Source organism: Pluralibacter sp., from assembly GCF_019237635.1.
In the GTDB taxonomy this organism is placed as follows: domain Bacteria; phylum Pseudomonadota; class Gammaproteobacteria; order Enterobacterales; family Enterobacteriaceae; genus Enterobacter_B.
The window spans coordinates 32,556-55,148 of sequence record NZ_JAFAGS010000047.1; the positions used below are offsets into that span (position 1 = coordinate 32,556).

The 22,593-nt window shown below is 56.8% G+C and carries 26 protein-coding genes; 8 read left to right on the plus strand and 18 right to left on the minus strand.

All coding sequences use genetic code 11. The features are described 5' to 3' along the window. Positions 1-83: 83 nt before the first annotated feature. Positions 84-503, plus strand: coding sequence for a Cu(I)-responsive transcriptional regulator (gene cueR, locus JO226_RS05290; RefSeq protein ID WP_293494285.1), 420 nt, complete (start codon positions 84-86; stop codon positions 501-503). Here the strand turns inward: cueR and JO226_RS05295 are convergent. Both JO226_RS05295 and JO226_RS05300 read right to left on the minus strand, forming a co-directional pair. After that, positions 500-970, minus strand: a complete 471-nt coding sequence (locus tag JO226_RS05295; protein ID WP_293494288.1) for an NfeD family protein — start codon at positions 968-970, stop codon at positions 500-502. The genes cueR and JO226_RS05295 overlap by 4 nt on opposite strands. Continuing rightward, entirely contained in the window at positions 967-1,884 is a 918-nt protein-coding gene (locus JO226_RS05300) for an SPFH domain-containing protein (protein ID WP_293494291.1), read from the minus strand. Before JO226_RS05300 ends, JO226_RS05295 begins: the two co-directional genes overlap by 4 nt. A gap of 118 nt (positions 1,885-2,002) precedes the next feature. Here JO226_RS05300 and fetA point away from each other — a divergent pair, with 118 nt between their 5' ends. Together fetA and fetB are read left to right on the plus strand one after the other, a co-directional pair. Next, a complete protein-coding gene (fetA, locus tag JO226_RS05305) occupies positions 2,003-2,671 on the plus strand; it encodes an iron ABC transporter ATP-binding protein FetA (RefSeq protein WP_293494294.1) in 669 nt (222 codons plus the stop codon). Next, positions 2,658-3,437, plus strand: coding sequence for an iron export ABC transporter permease subunit FetB (gene fetB, locus JO226_RS05310; protein ID WP_293494297.1), 780 nt, complete (start codon positions 2,658-2,660; stop codon positions 3,435-3,437). The genes fetA and fetB overlap by 14 nt, the downstream gene beginning before the upstream one ends. Positions 3,438-3,491: 54 nt before the next feature. Here the strand turns inward: fetB and JO226_RS05315 are convergent, their stop codons facing one another. From JO226_RS05315 to tesA, 3 genes are read right to left on the minus strand one after another with little or no spacing between them, the layout of a single operon-like run. Then, a complete protein-coding gene (locus tag JO226_RS05315; RefSeq protein ID WP_293494300.1) occupies positions 3,492-4,346 on the minus strand; it encodes a co-chaperone YbbN in 855 nt (284 codons plus the stop codon). Between the two features lie 59 nt (positions 4,347-4,405). Beyond that, positions 4,406-5,176: an SDR family oxidoreductase gene (locus JO226_RS05320; protein ID WP_293494303.1), complete on the minus strand. Its 771-nt coding sequence runs from the start codon at positions 5,174-5,176 to the stop codon at positions 4,406-4,408. 28 nt (positions 5,177-5,204) lie between these two features. After that, positions 5,205-5,831 (minus strand): multifunctional acyl-CoA thioesterase I/protease I/lysophospholipase L1, encoded by a 627-nt coding sequence (gene tesA / locus JO226_RS05325; protein WP_293494306.1) that lies wholly within the window; start codon positions 5,829-5,831, stop codon positions 5,205-5,207. Between tesA and ybbA the strand changes: the two genes are divergently transcribed. After that, the gene (gene ybbA, locus JO226_RS05330; protein WP_293494309.1) at positions 5,799-6,485 is read left to right on the plus strand and encodes a putative ABC transporter ATP-binding protein YbbA; all 687 of its coding nucleotides are present in this window, start codon (positions 5,799-5,801) and stop codon (positions 6,483-6,485) included. The genes tesA and ybbA overlap by 33 nt on opposite strands. Beyond that, complete coding sequence (gene ybbP / locus JO226_RS05335; RefSeq protein WP_293494312.1) at positions 6,482-8,896, plus strand: putative ABC transporter permease subunit YbbP; 2,415 nt, start codon at positions 6,482-6,484, stop codon at positions 8,894-8,896. Before ybbA ends, ybbP begins: the two co-directional genes overlap by 4 nt. Before the next feature lie 339 nt (positions 8,897-9,235). Here the strand turns inward: ybbP and JO226_RS05340 are convergent, their stop codons facing one another. From JO226_RS05340 to ppiB, 8 genes are all read right to left on the minus strand, one after another. Continuing rightward, positions 9,236-9,727, minus strand: a complete 492-nt coding sequence (locus JO226_RS05340; protein ID WP_293494315.1) for a type VI secretion system tube protein TssD — start codon at positions 9,725-9,727, stop codon at positions 9,236-9,238. 10 nt (positions 9,728-9,737) lie between these two features. Next, positions 9,738-10,091 (minus strand): putative T6SS immunity periplasmic lipoprotein, encoded by a 354-nt coding sequence (locus tag JO226_RS05345; RefSeq protein WP_293494318.1) that lies wholly within the window; start codon positions 10,089-10,091, stop codon positions 9,738-9,740. Continuing rightward, positions 10,088-10,636 carry a type IV secretion protein Rhs gene (locus JO226_RS05350; RefSeq protein ID WP_293494321.1) on the minus strand — a complete coding sequence of 183 codons (549 nt, stop codon included), beginning with the start codon at positions 10,634-10,636 and terminating at the stop codon, positions 10,088-10,090. The genes JO226_RS05345 and JO226_RS05350 overlap by 4 nt, the downstream gene beginning before the upstream one ends. 160 nt (positions 10,637-10,796) lie before the next feature. Beyond that, complete coding sequence (mnmH, locus tag JO226_RS05355; protein ID WP_293494324.1) at positions 10,797-11,885, minus strand: tRNA 2-selenouridine(34) synthase MnmH; 1,089 nt, start codon at positions 11,883-11,885, stop codon at positions 10,797-10,799. Positions 11,886-11,979: 94 nt separating this feature from the next. After that, on the minus strand, positions 11,980-13,050 hold the full coding sequence (purK, locus tag JO226_RS05360) for a 5-(carboxyamino)imidazole ribonucleotide synthase (RefSeq protein ID WP_293494326.1): 1,071 nt from the start codon (positions 13,048-13,050) through the stop codon (positions 11,980-11,982). Then, positions 13,047-13,556, minus strand: coding sequence for a 5-(carboxyamino)imidazole ribonucleotide mutase (purE, locus tag JO226_RS05365; RefSeq protein ID WP_293494329.1), 510 nt, complete (start codon positions 13,554-13,556; stop codon positions 13,047-13,049). Before purE ends, purK begins: the two co-directional genes overlap by 4 nt. Before the next feature lie 118 nt (positions 13,557-13,674). Continuing rightward, positions 13,675-14,397, minus strand: coding sequence for a UDP-2,3-diacylglucosamine diphosphatase (gene lpxH, locus JO226_RS05370; protein ID WP_293494332.1), 723 nt, complete (start codon positions 14,395-14,397; stop codon positions 13,675-13,677). A 3-nt stretch (positions 14,398-14,400) separates the two neighbouring features. Continuing rightward, entirely contained in the window at positions 14,401-14,895 is a 495-nt protein-coding gene (ppiB, locus tag JO226_RS05375; RefSeq protein WP_293494335.1) for a peptidylprolyl isomerase B, read from the minus strand. Positions 14,896-15,067: 172 nt separating this feature from the next. Here ppiB and cysS point away from each other — a divergent pair, with 172 nt between their 5' ends. Beyond that, positions 15,068-16,453 (plus strand): cysteine--tRNA ligase, encoded by a 1,386-nt coding sequence (cysS, locus tag JO226_RS05380; RefSeq protein WP_293494337.1) that lies wholly within the window; start codon positions 15,068-15,070, stop codon positions 16,451-16,453. A gap of 60 nt (positions 16,454-16,513) precedes the next feature. Here cysS and JO226_RS05385 read toward each other — a convergent pair whose 3' ends face one another. The 5 genes from JO226_RS05385 to folD form a co-directional block, all read right to left on the minus strand. Further along, on the minus strand, positions 16,514-17,035 hold the full coding sequence (locus JO226_RS05385; RefSeq protein WP_293494340.1) for a metal-dependent hydrolase: 522 nt from the start codon (positions 17,033-17,035) through the stop codon (positions 16,514-16,516). Positions 17,036-17,109: 74 nt separating this feature from the next. Further along, the gene (malI, locus tag JO226_RS05390) at positions 17,110-18,126 is read right to left on the minus strand and encodes a Mal regulon transcriptional regulator MalI (RefSeq protein ID WP_293494343.1); all 1,017 of its coding nucleotides are present in this window, start codon (positions 18,124-18,126) and stop codon (positions 17,110-17,112) included. A gap of 91 nt (positions 18,127-18,217) precedes the next feature. After that, a complete protein-coding gene (locus JO226_RS05395) occupies positions 18,218-19,717 on the minus strand; it encodes a PTS transporter subunit EIIC (protein ID WP_293494346.1) in 1,500 nt (499 codons plus the stop codon). A gap of 243 nt (positions 19,718-19,960) precedes the next feature. Continuing rightward, positions 19,961-20,173 (minus strand): ribosome-associated protein YbcJ, encoded by a 213-nt coding sequence (ybcJ, locus tag JO226_RS05400; protein ID WP_293494349.1) that lies wholly within the window; start codon positions 20,171-20,173, stop codon positions 19,961-19,963. Position 20,174: 1 nt separating this feature from the next. Beyond that, positions 20,175-21,041, minus strand: coding sequence for a bifunctional methylenetetrahydrofolate dehydrogenase/methenyltetrahydrofolate cyclohydrolase FolD (gene folD / locus JO226_RS05405; protein WP_293494352.1), 867 nt, complete (start codon positions 21,039-21,041; stop codon positions 20,175-20,177). 361 nt (positions 21,042-21,402) lie between these two features. Here folD and fimA point away from each other — a divergent pair, with 361 nt between their 5' ends. Next, on the plus strand, positions 21,403-21,954 hold the full coding sequence (gene fimA / locus JO226_RS05410) for a type 1 fimbrial major subunit FimA (RefSeq protein WP_293494354.1): 552 nt from the start codon (positions 21,403-21,405) through the stop codon (positions 21,952-21,954). A 72-nt stretch (positions 21,955-22,026) separates the two neighbouring features. Next, positions 22,027-22,572: a type 1 fimbrial protein subunit FimI gene (gene fimI / locus JO226_RS05415; protein ID WP_293494396.1), complete on the plus strand. Its 546-nt coding sequence runs from the start codon at positions 22,027-22,029 to the stop codon at positions 22,570-22,572. Positions 22,573-22,593 lie beyond the last annotated feature (21 nt).

Sequence of the window (22,593 nt, forward strand, 5' to 3'; positions counted from 1 at the left end):
GTCAGATATTGACCGACATAATGCTTTTATCTAACTGTTATGAAGGTTAAACCTTCCATCAAGGGGAAGGTCAAGGAGGAAATGTGAATATTAGCGATGTGGCGAAAAAAACCGGCCTGACCAGTAAGGCGATTCGCTTCTATGAAGAGAAAGGGCTGGTGACGCCGCCGCTGCGTGGCGACAACGGCTACCGTAGCTACACGCAAAAGCATCTCGATGAGCTGACGCTACTGCGCCAGGCGCGACAGGTGGGGTTTAACCTGGAAGAGTGCGGCGAGCTGGTGAACCTGTTTAACGATCCAAAGCGCCATAGCGCCGATGTAAAAGCGCGTACGTTGCAAAAGGTGGCCGATATCGAGCGGCATATCAAAGAGTTGCAGAGCATGCGTAAACAGCTGCTGGCGCTGGCGCAGGCTTGCCCTGGCGATGACAGCGCCGATTGTCCGATTATCGACAATCTCGCTGGCGGCTGTCACCACCCTAAGTCAAGCTCAGGCCACTAAGAGGATTCGCGGTGGGGGCAGGCGCGCACGCGCAATACGATGCCTTCTACCGCGATAACCTCCACATGGGTGCCCGCGGGCAAGTCGTCGTCTGCGCTGACCGGCCACGAGCTGTCGCCGACGCGCATGTGTCCGCGGCCGTTGTAGAGTGCGCTATCCAGCGTAAAACGCATACCGACCAGCTGCTGGCCTCGCTGGTTAAGATGGCTGTCTGCCGCTTGCTGCTGTTTAACCCGGCTCGACAGCCAGCGCCACCACAGCCAGGCGGCGAGCAGCGTCAGCACGGCGAACAGCGCGCCCTGCCACGCCCAGTCGACGGGCAGCACCCATACCACCAGCCCGGTGACGAGGGCCGCGACGCCGCTCCAGAGCAGATAGCCATTTCCCCCCAGCATCTCCGCTGCCAGCAGCAAACCGCCGAGGCTCAGCCAGAAAACATGCGGATAAATGAGGATCGCGTCGATCATGGTTTTTTCCGCGCGTCGGCGCTGTCTTTGACCAGTTCGGTGATCCCGGCGATCGACCCCATCAGGCTGCTGGCGTCCAGCGGCATCATGACCACCTTACTGTTATTGGCAGAGCCAATATGCAGCAGCGCATCGGTGTATTTTTGCGCCACGAAGTAGTTCACCGCCTGGATATCCCCGGCTGCGATCGCCTCAGACACCATCTGCGTTGCGCGGGCTTCCGCCTCGGCGGAGCGTTCGCGCGCCTCAGCCTGCAAAAATGCTGACTGACGCTCGCCTTCGGCTTTGAGGATCTGCGACTGTTTTTCCCCTTCCGCCTTGAGGATTGCCGCCTGACGCACCCCTTCGGCCTCCAGAATGTAGGCGCGTTTGGTACGTTCCGCTTTCATCTGGGCGTTCATCGAGGAGATAAGTTCAGCGGGGGGACGCACATCGCGAATCTCAATACGCGTGACCTTGATGCCCCACGGATTGGTGGCTTCGTCGACGATATGCAGCAGGCGGGTGTTAATGCTGTCGCGCTGAGAGAGCATCTCGTCGAGCTCCATGGAGCCGAGCACCGTACGGATGTTGGTCATGGTCAGGTTGATGATAGCCAGCTCCAGGTTGCTGACTTCATAGGCGGCCTTCGGCGCATCGATCACCTGGATAAAGCAGACGGCATCGATGGTGACGTTGGCGTTATCTTTGGAGATGATTTCCTGCGAGGGGATGTCGAGCACTTGCTCCATCATATTAATCTTGCGACCGATGCGGTCCATAAACGGCACCACGAGGCTCAGACCTGGCTGCAGCGTTTTGGTATAACGCCCAAAGCGTTCAACCGTCCACTGAAAGCCCTGGGGGACGATCTTCACCCCTGCGCCGACAATCACCAGCGCGACAAAAATCAAGACGGGAATAAATACGAGCATCAAAAACCTCCTGTTTTTACCTGAATGACCTCAGATAAAGTATATCTTTTATCTTCAGCGCTGCGAAACAATAATGGATACAATAGGTAAGGTTTAGTACAGATAAAACGGATAGACCATGAAGGAAATATTGCAATTAAAACAGGTGGGTTATCGCATCGGCGATAATACTATTTTGCGCGATATCAATCTGACGCTGCGGGAAGGCGAATTTACCCTGATTACCGGTCCGTCGGGCTGCGGTAAAAGTACGCTGCTCAAAATCATCGCCTCGTTGATTAGCCCGACCTCCGGCACGCTGCTGTTTGACGGGGCGGATATCGAGCGTCTGTCGCCGGAACACTACCGCCAGCAGGTCTCGTACTGCACGCAAACGCCCGCGCTGTTTGGCGATACCGTTTACGACAATCTCATTTTCCCGTGGCAGATCCGCAATCAGCGTCCGGAACCCGACAAGCTGCTCGCTGATTTAGCCCGCTTCGGTTTAGCGGCGGAGACGCTGGAAAAATCCATTACTGAACTTTCCGGTGGAGAAAAACAGCGGGTCTCGCTCATTCGTAATTTACAGTTTTTGCCGAAAGTATTATTACTCGACGAAATTACCAGCGCGCTGGACGAAGAAAATAAGCATAAGGTGAACGATATTATTCACCACTATGCGGCGGAAAAAAATATTGCCGTGCTGTGGGTCACGCACGATCGGGGCGAAATCCGCCATGCGGATAGCGTCATTACGCTGGCGGCGAACGCGGGTGAAATGCAGGAGAGTACGCGTGAACGAGCATAATATTACTAACGAATCGCTGGCGTTTGCGATGGTGCTGGTGCTGGTGGCGATCGTCGTCAGCTACCGGGAAAAACTGGCGCTGGAAAAAGACATCATCTGGAGCATCTGCCGCGCGGTGGTGCAGCTCGTGATTGTCGGCTATGTGCTGAAGTACATCTTTAACGTCAACCACGCGGTGCTGACGCTGCTGATGGTGTTGTTTATCTGTTTTAACGCGGCCTGGAATGCCCAGAAGCGCAGCCGGTATATCGATAAAGCGTTTACTTCGTCGTTTATTGCCATTACCACCGGTACGGCGCTTACCCTGGCGGTGCTGGTGTTTTCGGGATCGATAAGCTTTACGCCGATGCAGGTGATTCCCATTTCCGGGATGATCGCCGGTAACGCGATGATCGCGGTAGGACTGTGCTACAACAATCTGGGCCAGCGTTTTCGCAGCGAGCAGCAGCAGATTCAGGAAAAGCTCAGCCTGGGCGCGACGCCGAAAATGGCCTCGGCGCGGTTGATTCGCGAAAGTATTCGCGCATCGCTTATTCCGACGGTCGATTCGGCAAAAACGGTGGGGTTGGTGAGCTTACCGGGCATGATGTCGGGGCTGATTTTCGCCGGGATTGACCCGGTAAAAGCGATTAAGTACCAGATTATGGTGACGTTTATGCTGCTGTCGACGGCCAGCCTGTCGACCATCATCGGCTGCTATCTGACTTACCGCAAGTTCTACAACGCCCGCCACCAGTTGGTGGTGACGCAACTGAAGAAATCATAGCGTGCTGCGGTTACCCTCTCCCGGATCGTACACGGGCGGGAGAGGGTAATCCGATTAATACAGCAACGAATAGAGCTTACGGCGATACTGCGACGCCAGCGCATCGCCGGTGCCCAACGCCGCCAGAATTTCCTGCAGCATCTTACGCGCCTGACCGTCTGCTGCGCCGAGGTCTTTTTTGAGATGGCTAAACAGCAGCTCCAGCGCTTCTTCGTTACGCCCGACCTGATGCAACTGCAACGCCAGCTGCGACGCCAGCGCCGCATCGTCCGGATGTGCCTCGACCTGCTGTTGCAGGTGCTGAATTTCCGGCGTGTCGGCGGCCTGTTTCAGTAGCTCAATTTGCGCGACCAGCCCCTGGTAACGGGTGTCCTGATCCTGCAAAGGAATGGTTTTTAAGGTGGCCTGCGCCTCGTCGGTACGGTGCAGGACTATCTGGGTTTCCGCCAGTAGCAGGCCAATCTGGCTGTCCTGACCTGACATCTGCCAGGCCTCTTTCAGCAGCGGCAGCGCGTCTGCGTGTTTACCTTCCTGCATCAGCGCCATGGCTTCCTGCGCTTTCAACTCTTCTTCGCGCGGCAGCACTTTGTCGAGCAGGGCGCGGATCGCCTCTTCCGGCTGCGGGCCCTGGAAACCGTCCACTGGCTGGCCGTTCTGGAACAAGTACACGGTCGGGATGGCGCGCAGACCGAACTGCGAGGCGATCATCTGTTCGGCGTCGCAGTCCACTTTCGCGAGAATAAACTGCCCGTTGTACTGGGCTGCCAGTTTGTCCAGCACTGGCGTCAGTTGCTCGCAGTGCTGGCTGCGTGCGGACCAGAAATAGAAAAGCACCGGAGTGGCGACAGACTGTTCCAGCGTCTGGTGCAGGTTAGCTTCGGTAATGTTGACGATATTCTGTACTGACATGTTTTTATCTCGTTTGTCGATTTCCCCATGACATGGGGGCGGCGCGGCGCGCCTTCAACTCAGCCCTGTAAGATTTTATCCATCATCCGGCCTGGCAGCAGGCGCTTAAGCAGCATAACGGCGTGCGTCACCAGCGTCACCGGATAGCGCATTTTCGGTTTGTCGCTGACGAACGCGTGGCGCACTTTTTCCACCACCGCTTCCGGGCCAAGGGTAAAGCGTGCGGCGATGCCCGGGTTCTCGACCGGTTTGTCGGCATCCATCTGGTTGACGTTGTCGGTAAAGCGGGTGCGAATCGGCCCCGGCTCAATCAGGCTCACTTTGATACCGCTGTAGCGCAGTTCCATGCGCAGCGCATCTGACCAGGCTTCCAGCGCATATTTGCTTGCCGCATAGGCGCCGCGACCGGGCGTAGAGATAAGCCCCATCACCGATGAGGTCATCACGATACGTCCTTCGCCGTGCGGCAGCATCGCCGGGAGCAGGCGCAGGGTGAGCTGGTGCGCACCAAAAAAGTTGGTGGAAAACTGCTGCTCCAGCTGTTGGCGGCTGATGGTCGACAGCGGGCCGTAGACCCCGTATCCGGCGTTATTGAAAATGCCGAACAGCCGGTTATCCGTCAGGGCGATGACGTCATCAGCGGCCCGTTCGACGCTTTCCGGTGAATCCAGATCTAACAGAATGCCGGTCAGACCTAAGCCTGACATCCGGGCAACATCGTCCGGTTTGCGGCAGGCGGCCAGTACGCGAAATCCCTGACGTTTAAGCTCTAGCGCGCTCTCCAGGCCAATACCGCTGGAACATCCTGTAATTAAGACCGTTTTTTGCATAACTTTACCTGAAGACGACCCCGGATTATCAGGAGTCGTGATTAACTAAGGGAGCCAGACGTGTCGCCATCCAGTCAGCAATAAACGGCTGTGCGTCACGATTGGGGTGAATACCATCGTCCTGCATCCACTGCGGTTTCAGATAAACCTCCTCCATGAAGAAGGGGAGCAGTGGAATATTAAATTCACTGGCAAGCTTCGGATATATCGCGCTAAAAGAGGCATTATAACGGCGGCCATAGTTAGCCGGGAGCCGAATTTGCATCAGCAGCGGCCTGGCGTTGGCGGCTTCGATATCCTTAAGGATGGTGCGCAGCGTCGCTTCCGTCTGCTGCGGCGGGAATCCGCGCAGGCCATCGTTACCGCCAAGCTCCACCAGTACCCAGCGAGGCTGGTGTTGTTTTAGCAGTTCAGGCAGGCGCGCGAGCCCCTGCTGCGAGGTGTCCCCGCTGATACTGGCGTTGATGACGTCGGTTTTCGGCTGCCATTTCGTATTCAGCAGTGCAGGCCATGCGGCATTCGCCGCCATGCGGTAGCCGGCGCTGAGGCTGTCGCCCAGCACCAGCAGGGTGTCAGCAAACGCAGTACGGCAGGTTAACAGAACCAGAAACAGGAAAGGCACATGCCAGCGGAAAACATACTTGAAGTTCATCATCTTAAGAAATCTGTCGGTCAGGGGGAGCAGGAGCTTTCCATCCTCACCGGAGTTGAGCTGCTTGTCAAACGGGGCCAGACCATTGCGCTGATTGGCGAGTCCGGCTCCGGTAAGTCAACGCTGCTGGCGATTCTGGCGGGGCTGGACGACGGCAGCAGCGGCGAAGTGACGCTGCTCGGGCAGCCGCTGCACGCGATGGATGAAGAGGCGCGGGCGAGGCTGCGCGCGGAACATGTCGGTTTTGTTTTCCAGTCGTTTATGCTGATCCCCACGCTTAACGCGCTGGAGAACGTCGAGCTTCCCGCACTGCTGCGCGGCGAAAGCGACCGCCAGGGACGGCAGGGGGCCAAAGCGCTGCTGGAACAGCTGGGGCTCGGCCAGCGACTGCACCACCTTCCGGCGCAGCTTTCCGGCGGCGAGCAGCAGCGCGTGGCGCTGGCGCGCGCTTTTAATGGCCGCCCGTCGCTGTTGTTCGCCGATGAACCCACCGGCAACCTTGACCGCCAGACGGGCGATCGCATCGCCGATCTGCTGTTTTCGCTCAACCGCGAGCATGGCACCACGCTGATTCTGGTGACGCACGATCTTACCCTGGCGGCGCGCTGCGATCGCCGCCTGCGCCTGAATAACGGGCAGTTGCAGGAGGAAGCATGATCGCGCGTTGGTTCTGGCGGGAGTGGCGTTCGCCGTCGCTGCTGATTGTCTGGATGGCGCTGAGCCTGGCGGTGGCCTGCGTGCTGGCGCTGGGCAACATCAGCGACCGTATGGACAAAGGACTCAGCCAGCAGGGCCGCGATTTTATGGCTGGCGACCGTACCCTGCGCACAGACAAACCCGCGCCGCAGGCATGGCTGGAAAAAGCCCGCGCGCTGGGGCTGAAGGTGGGCGAACAGCTGAGCTTCACCACCATGACCTACGCCGGGGACACGCCGCAACTGGCGAACGTAAAGGCGGTCGATGACGTCTATCCGATGTACGGCGAGCTGCAAACTGAGCCGCCGGGCCTGAAACCGCAGGCGGGCAGCGTGCTATTGGCGCCGAGGTTGATGGCGCTGTTGAACCTGAAAACCGGTGACACGATCGACGTCGGCGACGCCACATTGCGGATTGCCGGCGAGGTTATTCAGGAGCCGGATTCGGGCTTTAACCCGTTTCAGATGGCGCCCCGGCTGATGATGAACGTGGTCGATGTGGCAAAGACCGGCGCGGTGCAGCCGGGCAGTCGCGTCGGCTGGCGTTATAAATTCGGCGGCACTCCGGCGCAACTTGCGGCCTATGAGGCGTGGCTGCTGCCGCAACTGAGCCCGGAACAACGCTGGATTGGCCTCGATCAGGACGAAGGCGCGCTGGGCAAATCGCTGGCGCGTTCTCAGCAGTTCCTGCTGCTCTCGGCGCTGTTGACCCTGCTGCTGGCGGTGGCGGCGGTGGCGGTGGCGATGGGGCACTATTGCCGCAGCCGTTACGACCTGGTGGCTGTCCTCAAAACGCTGGGGGCGGGTCGCGCGCAGCTGCGTAAGCTTATCCTCGGGCAGTGGGTGCTGTTGCTGGCGATGTCGCTGGCAACCGGCGGGGCGATGGGGCTGCTGTTTGAAAACATCCTGATGGTGCTGCTAAAACCGGTGCTACCGGCGGCGCTTCCACCAGCCAGCCTCTGGCCGTCGCTATGGGCGACAGGCGCGATGGTGGTGATTTCGCTGCTGGTGGGGCTGCGCCCGTGGCGTCTGCTGCTGGCGACGCAGCCGCTGCGCGTCCTGCGCCGCGACGTGGTGGCGCAGGTCTGGCCGCTGCAGGTCTACATTCCGCTGGTGTGCGTGGTGGTTGTGCTGCTGCTGGCCGGGCTGATGGGCGGCAGCGTGCTGCTGTGGTCTGTGCTGGCGGGGGCCGTGGTGCTGGGGCTGCTGTGCGGTGTCGTGGGTTGGCTGTTGCTCAATGTGCTCAAGCGCCTGACGCTAAAAGCGCTGCCGCTGCGCCTGGCGGTGAATCGTCTGCTGCGCCAGCCGTGGTCAACCCTCAGCCAACTGGCGGCTTTCTCGCTCTCTTTTATGCTGCTGGCGCTCCTGCTGGTGCTGCGCGGCGATCTGCTCGAACGCTGGCAGCAGCAGTTGCCGCCGGACAGCCCGAACTATTTTTTGATCAATATCGCGCCTGATCAGGTCAGCCCGCTGAAGGGGTTTCTGGCGGAGCGCCAGGTGATCCCCTCCGCTTTCTACCCGGTCGTACGCGCGCGTCTGACGGCTATCAATAACCAGCCGACGGAGGGCAACCCGGAAGAGGCGCTGAACCGTGAGCTGAACCTGACGTGGCAAAGCGCGCGCCCTGAGCATAATGAGGTTGTGGCCGGACAGTGGCCGCCAAAAGCGGGGGAGGTGTCCATTGAGGAAGGGCTGGCAAAACGCCTGCAGATACGCCTCGGCGACCGGATGACCTTTACCGGCGATACCCAGGATTTTAGCGCCACGGTGACCAGCGTGCGGAAGGTGGACTGGGAGAGCCTGCGGCCGAACTTTTACTTTATTTTCCCGCCCGGCGCGCTGGACGGTCAGCCGCAGAGCTGGTTGACCAGCTTCCGTTGGGATCGCGACACTGCGCTGCTGACCCAGCTTAACCGTGAGTTTCCGACCGTCAGCCTGCTGGATATTGGCGCCATTCTTAAGCAGGTCGGGCAGGTGCTGGGGCAGGTGAGCCGGGCGCTGGAGGTGATGGTGGTGCTGGTGACCGCCTGCGGTATTCTGCTGCTGCTGGCCCAGGTGCAGGTGGGGATGCGTCAGCGTCATCAGGAACTGGTGGTCTGGCGAACGCTTGGCGCTGGGAAATCGCTGCTGCGTACCACACTGTGGGCGGAGTTTGCTCTGCTGGGGCTGGTGTCGGGGCTGGTGGCGGCCATCGGCGCTGAAACGGCGCTGGCGCTGCTGCAAACGAAGGTCTTTGACTTCCCCTGGGAACCCGACTGGCGGCTGTGGGTGACGCTGCCGCTGTGCGGCGGCGTGCTGCTGTCGCTGTGCGGCGGCTGGCTTGGGTTGCGCCTGCTGAAAGGTAAGGCGCTGTTCCGGCAGTTTAGCGTGTAGGATATATTGGGGCGGACATTCTGCTGAAATTGCCTGATGGCGCTACGCTTATCAGGCCTACATCCTGCGCGTGTTGCAAGGTTTTGTAGGCCGGGTAAGCGTAGCGCCACCCGGCAGAAGTACGAATGCCGCTGTTTTTTTGGCCGATCTTTTCTTTGCGTATTTCACATTTGCGAGCAGCTTTCCAGTTTCGTATAAAAGAAATCGTTGTATGGACATACAGGTGTATTATCGCTTCGAACCTGAAAAGCAGGTTCCAGGATTGGCGTCCTGAATCCGTAACGACGAATGAGAGCGTGATTCATTCCGCTCCTGTCCACTTTATCAACGGGTACGATCTTATTTGTTAGCTTCAGATGAACTCAACCATGAGTCTTCATATTTTATGTTTCCTGTGACATAATGCCATTCAATTTTATTATATCTGAGCCCTATGATTTCTAGCATGTTTGGTGTAATTGCACCAGGGATATAGGCATGAGAAAAAGCCACGTATGTAACAACAACCCGTTCCATGGTTATGCGATATGTTTCATATTCTATTCCCGCAGAATTGATGGCGTAGTATCTAATTTCTGCTTTCAGGAACACTTGCCCTGTGCATGCAGCGTTGTTAAGTAGGGGGCTTGTTTTATCTATTTGCTTGTGTAGAGTGTAAGCATCATGCATTCTTGTTCCTGTCAGGCGACCCGTATATGCATCTGCTGATTGGGATATGTTATGTTGGCTGCTCATAATTTCAATCGCCCCCTCTCTCATCAGTAGCGAGCAATCTCCTTTTATCTGTACTCCATTTGTGTCGTATAAAAACAAATAAGCGGGTAATGACATATCGATCTCCTTATTTTTTATGGAAAATCTGACCATTAAGGTCGATAAAGAACTCATAACGATAGGTCTGACCGTTCATTGTATAAAGTAAAGTATATTCGTACCCAAATTGCAGCGGTGCGAGAAAACATGATTGTGGGTATGTATAATTTAAAACTGCATTTCCGGTATTAATTATTTCTTTTTTATAATTATCCTTTGATGAGGACAAGCTATAAAAATCTACAATATCTTTTTTATCGATACTTATACAAATTCTGTCATGATCAATAATAACTCCGCGCTCCACCGTGAATGGGAAACCCTCACCGACTAAACAAGCGGAGAGAGGGCAACATAGTAAAGCTATAGTTATAATTTTCATAACGTAAAATCTCTCAACACATTCTTATATTTTATAATTAGCTCTTTTTCGGGTGTTGTAGGATCATAATCGCGGTAGTGAACATTTGCCATATGTCCCCAAAAGCCATAGTGGATCAATAACCAGTAATCACTGACTATACTCGCCTGTTGTTCTAATCCATAATCACTTAATCTGTCTTTATCCAGACTATAGTGATAGTCTACAGCCCATGAAAACGCTCCACGTGTTCTTACCCACATCCCCCGTTGATGTTGCCAGACGTGCATCATTTCATGCAAAAATAAGTGCTGACTTGAGTAATCTGATGAGAAATAATCATCTTTATAAACCCCCTCCTGAAACCATATTTCACCATTTGGTGTCATGGCGTACATATTATTTTGAAGATTAAAGGGAAGGTAACTCCCCCGATGGATCCACACTTCATTATAGCGAATGCTGTAATTGAAAAGCGTTGTAGCCAGATGAATTTCACCCAACGTTAAAATTCTTGCTTGACCATTATCTATTGGTTTGTATTTTACATTCCCGTGGTGTGTCATTTAGTCACTCCCTTGATGATGTGGAGGTACTATTATCATGATGCCAAGTGATAAAGAGTGAACGACATCAAAGATATCGCTCACTCTATTTAAATAGGATTATCGTTTGATTTCAGTAAATAAATGTTTTTACTTTAATAAATAATTCAATGTAATGATTTCACATCCTGGATACAAGCCATTCTGATACATCATCCCATCCACCGCGAAACACAATCTTGTCGGCTTTTCGCTCCAGTTGCCAGGTGTACATCGGGTCGTAATACTCGTTGAGCAGCGGCTCCAGCCAGCAGAAATGCACGTCCGTCGCTCCGGTGCGCTGTTGCGCCAGCAGGGCCGTATCCAGCAGGTCTGTCAGCTGGGCAAAACGCTGTAACCCTAATCGGCGACGGATGGCGAACAGGCCGTGATGCAGATACTCGCTGTACTCCTGCCAGCCCTGCTCCTCGCCATAGGCGGCGGTGAACGCGTGATGCATATGGGTAAAGTACTCTTCCTGCAGACGCGCAAGGCGAACCTCGAACGCATCTTCCACGACCGCAATCGGCGATTGCGCCATGCGCTCGCGCAGGCTTTCCGGCAGGTGGTTGGCGCCAATCATATGGCCTTCATCTTCCAGTACCCAGCGCACCTCTTCCCGCTGCTGCGCTTTTTGCAGCAGGGCGACGGCGAGATGGTTTTCAAAGCTTGCTTGCGGCAGTTGTGGTTGCAGCGTGCGGCCAAACGAAGAGCCGCGATGATGCGCCAACCCTTCAAGATCGATGCCGAGCGGCTGTGTGCGCACCAGTTGGGTTTTACCGTTGCCGGTACAGCCGCCGATAAGCACGACAGGCTGACTCACCAGCTCGTCGGTGGCGCTTATCGCCGCCTGACGCAGAGATTTATAGCCGCCAGCAACCAGCGGCACGTCCACACCGGCTTCCCGCAGCCAGCGCTGGGTGATGTGCGATCGCTGTCCGCCACGCGCGCAGCACAGCCAGGCGTCGGGATACTGCGCTATTGCCGCCTGCCAGGCGTCAAGTCGCTGCCGCCGCGTTTCGCCGCTCACCAACTGGTGGCCGAGCGACAGCGCCGCGTCGGCGCCGTTGCGTTTATAGCAGGTGCCGACTGCGGCGCGCTCGTCGTCGTTCATCAGCGGGAGGTTGATTGCGCCGGGCATCGCGCCCTGGGCAAACTCAACCGGGGCGCGAACGTCAATTATGGGTGTACCGGCGGTAAGCAGCGCGCGGTGATCCATCCCATCTTTCATCAGGAAATCCTTCTTCAACATGCATGGACGGGATTTTACGCGCCGGAGGGCATGCCGGGGAAGTCCCCCGGCAAGAAAGGTCAAAGATAGCGTATCAGGCGCTGAGCTTGCTTTGCGCCCAGGCGATGCCGCTGGCGTATTCCGGCGGCAGCAGTGGGATGAGCGCCTCCAGCGTAGCGCTGAGGTGGCCTGCGTCGCAATCGCTGAGGTTCAGATGCCCCACCTTGCGGCCCGGACGTACCTCTTTGTCGTACCAGTGCAGATGGACCAGCGGCAGCTTCAGCCAGTCGTAGTTGAGATCGGTACCGATCAGATTGACCATCACCGACGGGCTGTTGACCACCGGTTTCGGTAGCGGCAGATCGGTCACGCCGCGCAGGTGCAGCTCGAACTGGCTAATGGAGGCGCCGTTCTGCGTCCAGTGCCCGCTGTTGTGCACGCGCGGCGCCAGCTCGTTGATAAGCAGACCGGCTGGCGTGATAAAGCACTCCATCGCCATGACGCCGACGTAGTTCAGCTCGTGCATAATGGCCGACAGCATGCTTTCCGCCTGGGTTTGCTGCTGGGCATTCGCCTGCGGAAACGCCACGCTGACGCGCAGAATACCGTCCTGGTGGAGGTTATGCGTCAGCGGATAGAACACGGTGCTGCCATCCTGCGCCCGGGCGCCCACCAGCGAGACTTCGCCGCTGAAGTTGATGCCCTGCTCGACAATGCACTCGCCGTAGCAGTCGTCAGGCAACTCTTCGGTTTCGCCGTCGCGCAGGCGCCACTGGCCGCGGCCGTCATAGCCGCCAGTACGGCGCTTGACGATAGCGAGCTCGCCCAGTTTATCGAACACCGCTGGCCATTCGCTTTTGTCCGCCAGCAACTGCCACGGCGCGGTGGCGAGGTTCAGCTTATCGAACAACTGCTTCTGCGTCAGGCGGTCGGCGATGATCGGGAAAACGTCGCGGTTCACAAACGCATTGTGGCGCGCCAGTTCGCGGGTCAGCGCGGTTTCAGGCCAGCGCTCGATTTCCGCTGTAATCACGCTTTGCTGAAACGGCACGGCTTCCGGGTCGGCCTCCAGCCCCACTGGCCAGACGCTGATGCCCAGCGGTTCACCCGCCTGGCGCAGCATGCGGCCCAACTGACCGTTGCCGAGAACGCAGACCTGCTTCATGCCGCACCCCGTGGATCCGGGTTATCCAGCACGTCGTCAGTTTGCGCTTTACGCCAGTCGGCCAGACGCTGGCGCAGGCTTGTATCGTGCGTTGCCAGAATCTGCGCTGCCAGCAGCGCGGCGTTCGCCGCCCCGGCTTTACCGATAGCCAGGGTGCCGACAGGAATGCCGCGCGGCATCTGTACAATCGAATAGAGGCTGTCGACACCGCTCAGCGCCGCGCTTTGTACCGGTACGCCCAGTACCGGCACCAGCGTTTTCGCGGCAATCATTCCCGGCAGATGCGCAGCGCCGCCCGCACCGGCAATAATCACCTGGTAGCCGTTCTCTTCTGCGCTTTCGGCGAAGCTGAACAGCTTATCGGGCGTCCGGTGTGCGGAAACGACCTCAACATGGTGTGGAACATTCAGGATTTCGAAGATTTCGGCGGCGAACTGCATGGTAGCCCAGTCGCTTTTGGACCCCATCACGATGGCGACACGCGCCGGATTATTGCGGGAAGACATGCGTCTTAAAACTCCTGTGGTGCGAAACACACTGCTTTCGAGGGCACAGAGAATAGCATGATAAACCGGCAAGGAAAACGGTTGCGTGGTCAAGAACAGGGCAAACGAACGGGAGGATTCAGAATGGAAACGCGATCAGTTCGACGCTGTCCGCGGTGACTTTCACCATCGAACCTTCTTCATGCCAGGCGCCCAGCACCACGCGATGTGCGGGTTCGCCGTTGGCGGTGAGCGTGTGAACGTCGGGACGGTGGGTATGGCCGTGAATCAGCCACTGAACGTGGTGTTTTTCCAACACGTGGATCACCGCTTGTGGGTTGACGTCCATGATGGTCACGGACTTCGTGCTGTTGGCGGCCTGACTTCCGGCGCGCATTTTCACGGCGATACGGCTGCGGATAAACAGCGGCAGGGCGAGAAACAGCCGTTGGAGCCACGGCGTGTGGACTTTAGCGCGAAAGGCCTGATAGCCGGCATCGTCGGTACACAGCATGTCGCCGTGCATAATCAGCACCCGGCGGCCGTAGAGGTCGAGCACGTTTTCTTCCGCCAGGAGCGTCATCCCGCTTGCCCGGGCGAAGCGTTTGCCGAGCAGAAAGTCGCGGTTGCCGTGGATGAAGTAGCAGGGGACGCCGGAATCGACCAACGCCCTGATGGCGGCGGCCATTTCCTGGTGCAGTGGGTTCGGGTCGTCGTCGCCAATCCAGGCTTCAAACAGGTCGCCCAGAATATACAGCGCGTCGGCGCTGCGGGCATCGCCCCGTAAAAAACGCAGAAAACCGGCGGTGATCGCCGGTTCTTCTGTTTGCAGATGCAGATCTGCGATAAAGAGTGTCGCCACGAATTACTCGCTGACGGTCACGCTTTCAACGATAACGTCTTCTTTCGGTACGTCCTGATGCATGCCGCTGCGGCCGGTGGACACGCCTTTGATCTTGTCAACCACGTCCAGGCCTTCAACCACTTCGGCGAACACGCAGTAGCCCCAACCCTGCAGGCTTTCGCCGGAGAAGTTCAGGAAGTCGTTGTCGACGACGTTGATGAAAAACTGGGCCGTTGCGGAGTGCGGCGCCTGAGTACGGGCCATAGCCAGCGTACCACGGGTGTTTTTCAGGCCGTTGTTCGCTTCGTTTTGAATCGGATCTTTGGTCGCTTTTTGACGCATGCCAGGTTCGAAACCGCCGCCCTGGATCATGAATCCGTTGATGACGCGGTGGAAAATGGTGTTGTTGTAAAAACCTTCGCGGCAGTAGTCCAGGAAGTTTTTAACCGTTTCAGGCGCTTTATCATCGAACGTTTTGATGACGATATCACCGTGATTAGTGTGGAAAGTAACCATTTTTGCATCCTGTTCCGTTATAGTGGTGCGAATACCCGACGACGGGTTACGTATAGGGGCTTGTTATAGCATAACCGCCGGGTTGGATCACCTTGCAATGTGTGCTGCTTCCGGATTGAATAACAGGTAGAATACGCGGTTTTCGTTCACACACGGATATATGGAATCTTCGATGCTAAAAATCTTCAATACAATGACACGCCAAAAAGAGGAATTTAAGCCAATTCATGCCGGGGTTGTCGGCATGTACGTGTGTGGTATTACCGTTTACGATCTGTGTCATATCGGCCATGGCCGTACCTTCGTCGCGTTCGACGTCGTCGCCCGCTACCTGCGCTTTCTCGGCTATACGCTGAAGTATGTGCGCAATATTACCGATATTGACGACAAAATCATCAAACGCGCCAATGAGAACGGCGAAGACTTCGTCGCGCTGGTCGACAGGATGATCGCCGAAATGCACACCGATTTTGACGCGCTGAACATCCTGCGCCCGGACAACGAGCCGCGCGCCACGCACCACATTGCTGAAATCATTGAGATTACCGAGGCGCTTATCGCCCGCGGTCATGCCTATGTCGCGGATAACGGCGACGTGATGTTCTCGGTGCCGACCGACCCGAACTACGGCAAGCTCTCCCGTCAGGATCTGGACCAGCTGCAGGCGGGCGCCCGCGTCGATGTGGTTGACGTCAAGCGCAATCCGATGGACTTCGTGCTGTGGAAGATGTCGAAAGCGGGCGAGCCGAGCTGGCCGTCGCCGTGGGGCGAAGGGCGTCCGGGCTGGCACATTGAGTGCTCGGCGATGAACTGCAAACAGCTGGGCAACCATTTCGATATTCACGGCGGCGGTTCGGACCTGATGTTCCCGCACCATGAAAACGAAATCGCCCAGTCTACCTGCGCGCACGACGGCGAGTACGTCAATACCTGGATGCATTCCGGGATGGTGATGGTTGACCGCGAGAAGATGTCGAAATCGCTCGGCAACTTCTTTACCGTGCGTGACGTGCTGAAATACTACGATGCGGAAACCATCCGCTACTTCCTGATGTCCGGCCACTACCGCAGCCAATTGAACTATAGCGAAGAGAACCTCAAACAGGCGCGTTCTGCGCTGGAGCGCCTCTACACCGCGCTGCGCGGCACCGATAGATCCGTTGTGGCGGCGGGCGGTGAAGCTTTTGAAGCGCGTTTTCGCGAGGCGATGGACGACGACTTCAATACGCCGGAAGCCTACTCGGTGCTGTTCGACATGGCCCGTGAGGTGAACCGTCTGAAAGGGGAAGACGCCCAGGCCGCCAACGCGATGGCGTCCCATCTGCGTAAGTTGTCAGGCGTTCTCGGCCTGCTGGAGCAGGAGCCGGAAACCTTCCTGCAAGGCGGCGCGCAGGCGGACGACGGCGAAGTTGCGGAAATCGAATCGCTTATTCAGCAGCGTCTGGATGCCCGTAAGGCGAAAGACTGGGCGGCGGCCGATGCGGCGCGCGACCGTCTGAATGAGATGGGTATCGTGCTGGAAGATGGCCCGCAGGGAACCATCTGGCGTCGTAAGTAAGTTTTCCAGGCGCGGGTCTTCGTTTACAGGCCGGGTAAGGTGTAATCGCCGCCCGGCTTTTTAACGTCGACGCCACCACAATATGCCCATCAGTGCCACGCCCGGCAACCACACCCACAGCAGTTCAGAAACGATCACCTGATGCCCGTAGGGCGTGTTATAGCGCGATAGCGCAAACGGCGCGGCTTTAATGACTTGCCAGGGGGCAAGAAAACGTCCATCGGACCAGGGCCATAGCCAGGCGACGCCTTTGCCGCCGCGCGTAATGGCGTCCAGCAGGGTATGTGACGTCATTGAGACGGTTAAAAACAACCAGCAGCGCAGTAATCCAGTCTGAAACCATCGCCGCCCGATCAACACGCACAGCAGCGGGACGATGACCGCAAACAGTAGCGAATGCGTAAACCCCCGGTGGCCGAAAATATTGCCGTAGGCGATACCAAATTTAAACGCCAGCACGTCGATATCCGGCAGCATTGAGAGTGCAATGCCGGTAAACAACAGGCGAGGAGGAATAACGCGGGTGCCGAGGCCTAAGCCCAGACACAGCGGAACGGCGGCATGGGTAACGATTGTTGGCATGATGTGCTCAGTTCAGGAGAAAAGCCTGACTATAGCAATGAAAACCGTCGCTTAGTGTCGGTCAAAATCCGAATTTACGCCGACTCCCGCGTAATCAGCTGCCCGGAAAGGGTAATGCGCTGGGTTTGCAGTTCGGGCTCCTTGAGCTTGCGGATGATGAGCCCGGCCGCCTGGCGTCCGGTCTCTTCGCTGGCGGACGAGACGTAGGTAAAGGACGGCGACGTCAGGTTGACGTGCAGCATATCCTCGAAGCCGACCAGCGCCACCTGCTGGGTCAGAAACACATCTTTCCCCACGGTACGCCCGACCTGATGAATACCGGTAATGCAGCCGATCATGGCGTCTGGCGAGTGGCAGAGCAGGGCGGTGATGGTGTTGTTTTTCTCCAGCAGATGGCGTGTGGCGATACTGGCGGCACAGGTATCATCGCTACAGGCGGGGGTGGACTCTTCGCGAAATACCATCCCGTTCTGGGCGAGCGTGCTGCGAAACCCTAACAGGCGCTGCTGGCGGATAACGTCATCCTCATGCCCGCCGATATAAGCGATGCTGCGATGCCCGCGTTCTATCAAATAGCGTGTGGCCAGGCTTGCCGCCTGACGGTTGTCGCGCATCACCAGATTGCAGTTTTCCTCCATCAGCGACTGCGAGACCACCACCAGCGGCAGCGGACACTGGCGAATCCGTTCGGGAAGCTGCGTCTTGTGGGTATCGCAGGCCAGGTAAATCACCCCCGCCACGCCCTGTTGCTTAAAGGAGAGCAGGCAGCGTTCGAGGTGCGCGTGGTCATCCAGCGGCTGGCCGAGAAAGACCATATAGCCCTGTTTTTCCAGCTCCTGCACCACGCTTGCCATCACCTTGATGGAAAAGCTGTCGCTGAAATCACGCAGAATAAGACCGATAAGGTTTGAGGTGTTGGCGCGCAGGTTAGCGGCGGCCACGTTGTGCACATAGCCCAGCGCGGCGATCGCCGCCTGAACTTTTTCAATTGTGGCGTCAGAAATTTTTCCTTTCTGGCGCAAGACCAGCGAGACGGTGGAGACGGAAACGCCCGCCTGTTTTGCGACATCGATAATACTGACTTTTTTCAAACCCGCTCCCTGAAAAATCCGCCACAATCAGCCAGATAAAACAACGTCTCCCGCACGGGCAGGAGACGTCTACAGCCTGACATTGTTCCCGTTATTTGCCAATCATCGTCGACATGGTTTGTGCAATAAATTGCGCTCTGGCGCCAAAAATCACCTGAATACCGTTATCGCCGACGAAGACCACCCCGCGGGCGCCCACGCCGTTAAGACCGTCTTTATCGACCATATCGCTCTTCGTCACTTCGAGCCGCAAACGGGTAATGCAGGAGCCGACGGAGTCGATGTTTTTCGCACCGCCCAGCAGGCCGATGATCTCGGTCGCCAGTTCGCTGTCGGTTTTGTCGTCGGCGTTGACGGTGACGCCGGTACGCCCCGGCGTTTTCACGTCAAAGCGACGGATAACGAAGCGGAAGGTGAAGTAGTAAATCAGCGCCATTGGGATACCGACAATCACCGCGTTCAGGAAGTTCGTCTGGTAGCCGTTAAGCGACGGAACGATGCCGAAGGAGAGATAGTCGATAAAGCCTGCCGAGAACGATTTGGCGATGTGCGCATGCAGCAGGTACATCGTCATGTAAGCCAGGCCCGCCATGATGGCGTTGAAGACGTACAGAATCGGCGCCACAAAGATAAAGGTGAACTCAACGGGCTCGGTGATCCCGGTCAGGAAGCAGGTGAGCGCGGCGGAGAACAGAATACCGGAGGCGATTTTCTTGTTCGGCGTATGCGCCTCGTGGTACATCGCAAGACACGCTGCCGGCAGGGCGAACAGCATCAGCGGGAACTCGCCCTGCATGAATTTACCGGCGTTCTGGTACGTATCGCTGCTGAAGGATTTCGTTCCTTCTTCCAGCATCTTAAACCAAATGGTCTGGTCGCCGTGGATAACCTGGCCTGCCTGAGTGGTGTAATCGCCAAACGAGTACCAGAAGGACGGATACCAGATGTGGTGCAGACCCAGCGGGATCAGCGCGCGTTCCACCAGGCCGAAGATAAAGGTGGATGCCGCCTGGTTGTCGCCGTTAACCACCACCGACAGCGCGTCGATACCTGCCTGAATGTGCTGCCAGACGTACGGCAACAGCAGGCCGAGGATAAACGACAGGCAGGCGGTGGCGATAGCAACAAAGCGCTTACCGGAGAAGAAGCCGAGGAATTCCGGCAACTGCATCGCGTGGAAGCGGTTATAGCACCAGGCGGCGAGAATCCCGCAGATGAGTCCGCCGAAGACGCCCATTTGCAGCGTTGGAATGCCGACCACCATGGCGTATTTCCCGCCCTGGGAGGCCATCTCCGGCGTAATGCCGAGCACCGTGCTGATGGTGATGTTAGTGACGAAAACCGACACTGCCGCCGATAGCGCGGCAATGCCGGATTCGGACGCCAGACCGACGGCGGAGCCGATGGCAAAAAGCATCGGCAGGTTATCGAAGATAACCCCACCGGCGTTCATCATTAGCGGCAGATGAAATTTGTCGCCGAATGCCAGCAGCAAACCTGCCGCGGGCAACAGTGAGATTGGCAGCATTAAGGCGCGGCCAATCATTGATAATTTTGATAAAGATTTAACAAATCCTGAGAACAGACTCATGCTGATTCCCCCCGACTGGAGACCCTGATAGGCGCTTAATATGCGCTGTTGTTGTAAGTAGAACGTTTTAGTAGAACGTTCTACTTATCGTGTAAGAAGCCGGAAAGTCGTGCAACTTAAATTTCACATCAGGGCAGAGGAAATGGTGATTCTTTGAAGTCGATCGAAAATTAACCGCGAGGGGGGTAAGGACATTCGAAAGGGAACTGCCCGGCAAGCGAACGCCGCCGGGCATCAGACGCGTCAGGCGGTAACGGTAACACGTTGACCGTCAAAACTGACGGTTTGACCGGCGACGATTTTGCAGCGTTTACGGGTTTCTACTACGCCGTCTACGCTCACCAGTCCGTCGGCGATGGCGATTTTCGCCTGCGCGCCGCTCTCGCTCCAGCCTTCCAGCTTCAGCAGATCGCAAAGCTCAACGTACGGGTGTTTGCCTAAAGAAAAAGATGCCATGTTACGCGTCCTCTACGTCGTGATATTCCTCGCAGGCCTGCAAGGTGTTCTGAATCAGGGTGGCGACCGTCATTGGACCCACGCCGCCGGGTACTGGCGTGATGTACGAGGCGCGCACGGCGGCATCGTCAAAAATAACATCGCCCACGACCTTGCCGTTTTCGAGGCGGTTAATGCCCACATCAACAACAATCGCGCCTTCTTTGATCCACTCGCCCGGGATAAAGCCCGGCTTGCCGACGGCAACGACCAGCAGATCGGCATTTTCCACGTGGTGACGCAGATTTTTAGTAAAGCGGTGGGTGACGGTGGTGGTACAACCCGCCAACAGCAGCTCCATGCTCATCGGGCGGCCAACGATGTTCGAGGCGCCGATGATAACCGCATTCAGGCCGTAGGTATCAATGTTATAGCGCTCGAGCAGCGTGACGATGCCGCGCGGCGTGCACGGGCGCAGACGCGGGGCGCGCTGGCACAGGCGGCCAACGTTATAAGGGTGAAAACCGTCAACGTCTTTATCGGGCGCAATACGCTCAAGCACTTTGACGTTATCGATACCCGCAGGCAGCGGCAACTGCACCAGAATGCCGTCGATCGCGCTGTCGGCATTCAGGGTATCAATCAGTTCCAGCAATTCGGCTTCGCTGGTGGTTTCCGGCAGATCGTAGGAGCGGGAGACGAAACCCACCTCTTCGCATGCTTTGCGTTTGCTGCCGACATAAATTTGCGACGCAGGATTGCTGCCGACCAGCACAACGGCCAGTCCGGGGGCGCGTTTTCCCGCCGCAAGACGAGCCTGTACTTTCACCGCAACCTCAGAGCGTACCTGCTGCGCAATCGTTTTACCGTCAATAATCTTTGCTGCCATCAGAGAGAGGATTCCATCTGTCACTTACCAAAGGGGGGATGTGCATATTTTGGCAGAAGCCGGGCGTGATGTCAGTCATCGTTTGTACTTTTGTATGCCGACGGTCGCACCAAACAGGAGATTGTGCCGTGTTTGCGACAACGGCGGTCATTCGCATTATATTTACAGGCTTTTTCTTATTTATTTTTAGGACGTGACTGAGTTTATTCGCAGTCTTTATACATGTTTTGTGTCAATTATTTCCGGATAATTTATGAATACTGCTTCAGGCGTTATTTCAAGCCTCTGGGCAGGCCTGTTGTGCGAATGACTTTGGGTTATTCGCCATCGTGCGAATAATTATAGCTAGCAAGGAACATTTATGAAATTTAGCAAAATAGCAGCGTCTTTTGTTGCCACGCTCGGCCTCGTCGCTTCCGTGGCGCATGCCGACACGGTTTCCGTAAACGGCGGCAATGTGCATTTTAAAGGCGAACTGGTCAACGCGGCGTGCGCGGTGAGCACGGAGTCCTCTAACCAAACGGTTGAACTGGGTCAGTACCGAACCGCCACTTTTACCAAAGTGGGCACGACGTCGGCAAAAATCCCGTTCAATATCGTGCTGAACGACTGCGATCCGAGCGTTGCGGCGACTGCTGCGGTGGCATTCAGCGGTCAGATTGACGGTCAGGACAAGACCCTGCTTGCGGTGACGTCGGGCAACAATGGCTCAACCGCCACAGGCGTCGGTATCGAAATCCTCGACAGCGCGTCCTCCCCCCTGACCCCGAACGGTAGCATGTTCTCCGTAGCGCAAAACCTGTATCAGGGGACCAACACCCTGCACTTCAGCGCGCGCTACAAAGCCACGGCAGACACCGCTGAGCCGGGACAGGCGAACGCTGACGCAACGTTCGTCATGAAGTACGAATAAGGCTGACGCCAGATTCAGGATGGTCATTGCCTCAGGGAGGAGGCGCTTTTTAGCCCGAATCGGGGAATGATGATGCTAAGGATACTACCGCTGCTCGTGGGCCTGTACGCTGCCGCGCCGCCTGCCTTCGCCCATCGCGTGGTGGTCGACGGCGGTCGTGTACAGATGCGCGGCGAGCTGGTTAACGGCGCGTGCGCCGTGGCGCCGGAGAGCCAGGATCTGCGAATTGAGATGGGACAGTATCGCACCAACACCTTTGCCGGAGTGGGGAGTTTTTCAACGGTCACCGTTCCTTTTACGCTGAAGCTGGTGGATTGCCGGACGGACATTTCGCGTCTGGTGGGGGTCACCTTTCAGGGGTTAAGCCCGGCGGAAGATCCGCAGGTATTTCTTGCCGCCACGCAGGTGAGCGGTGTGCCTGCCGGGAGCGGGTTAGGCCTGGCGTTATTTGATAATAAACAACAGATGATTATTCCCAACGCGTCGCCGGTAAATTATTTCCCGGTCCCCACCGGGGAAATGGCGCTGCATTTTAGCGCGCGTTACCGGGTTATTTCTCTGCCGCTGACGCCTGGCGCTATCACATCGGATGTCTGGTTCACCCTCATTTATCCATAAGCGTGTTGAGTCTGACCAGAA

Coding starts and splice junctions, on each gene's coding strand:
- ppiB (WP_293494335.1), bottom strand. CDS start 14,895: ATGGTTACTTTCCACACTAATCACGGTGATATCGTCATCAAAACGTTC.
- fimI (WP_293494396.1), top strand. CDS start 22,027: ATGCTAAGGATACTACCGCTGCTCGTGGGCCTGTACGCTGCCGCGCCG.
- fimA (WP_293494354.1), top strand. CDS start 21,403: ATGAAATTTAGCAAAATAGCAGCGTCTTTTGTTGCCACGCTCGGCCTC.
- fetA (WP_293494294.1), top strand. CDS start 2,003: ATGAAGGAAATATTGCAATTAAAACAGGTGGGTTATCGCATCGGCGAT.
- tesA (WP_293494306.1), bottom strand. CDS start 5,831: ATGATGAACTTCAAGTATGTTTTCCGCTGGCATGTGCCTTTCCTGTTT.
- ybbP (WP_293494312.1), top strand. CDS start 6,482: ATGATCGCGCGTTGGTTCTGGCGGGAGTGGCGTTCGCCGTCGCTGCTG.
- JO226_RS05315 (WP_293494300.1), bottom strand. CDS start 4,346: ATGTCAGTACAGAATATCGTCAACATTACCGAAGCTAACCTGCACCAG.
- purK (WP_293494326.1), bottom strand. CDS start 13,050: ATGAAGCAGGTCTGCGTTCTCGGCAACGGTCAGTTGGGCCGCATGCTG.
- ybcJ (WP_293494349.1), bottom strand. CDS start 20,173: ATGGCATCTTTTTCTTTAGGCAAACACCCGTACGTTGAGCTTTGCGAT.
- JO226_RS05340 (WP_293494315.1), bottom strand. CDS start 9,727: ATGTCATTACCCGCTTATTTGTTTTTATACGACACAAATGGAGTACAG.
- JO226_RS05350 (WP_293494321.1), bottom strand. CDS start 10,636: ATGACACACCACGGGAATGTAAAATACAAACCAATAGATAATGGTCAA.
- purE (WP_293494329.1), bottom strand. CDS start 13,556: ATGTCTTCCCGCAATAATCCGGCGCGTGTCGCCATCGTGATGGGGTCC.
- ybbA (WP_293494309.1), top strand. CDS start 5,799: ATGCCAGCGGAAAACATACTTGAAGTTCATCATCTTAAGAAATCTGTC.
- JO226_RS05320 (WP_293494303.1), bottom strand. CDS start 5,176: ATGCAAAAAACGGTCTTAATTACAGGATGTTCCAGCGGTATTGGCCTG.
- JO226_RS05300 (WP_293494291.1), bottom strand. CDS start 1,884: ATGCTCGTATTTATTCCCGTCTTGATTTTTGTCGCGCTGGTGATTGTC.
- JO226_RS05385 (WP_293494340.1), bottom strand. CDS start 17,035: ATGCCAACAATCGTTACCCATGCCGCCGTTCCGCTGTGTCTGGGCTTA.
- JO226_RS05395 (WP_293494346.1), bottom strand. CDS start 19,717: ATGAGTCTGTTCTCAGGATTTGTTAAATCTTTATCAAAATTATCAATG.
- mnmH (WP_293494324.1), bottom strand. CDS start 11,885: ATGAAAGATGGGATGGATCACCGCGCGCTGCTTACCGCCGGTACACCC.
- folD (WP_293494352.1), bottom strand. CDS start 21,041: ATGGCAGCAAAGATTATTGACGGTAAAACGATTGCGCAGCAGGTACGC.
- cysS (WP_293494337.1), top strand. CDS start 15,068: ATGCTAAAAATCTTCAATACAATGACACGCCAAAAAGAGGAATTTAAG.
- JO226_RS05295 (WP_293494288.1), bottom strand. CDS start 970: ATGATCGACGCGATCCTCATTTATCCGCATGTTTTCTGGCTGAGCCTC.
- JO226_RS05345 (WP_293494318.1), bottom strand. CDS start 10,091: ATGAAAATTATAACTATAGCTTTACTATGTTGCCCTCTCTCCGCTTGT.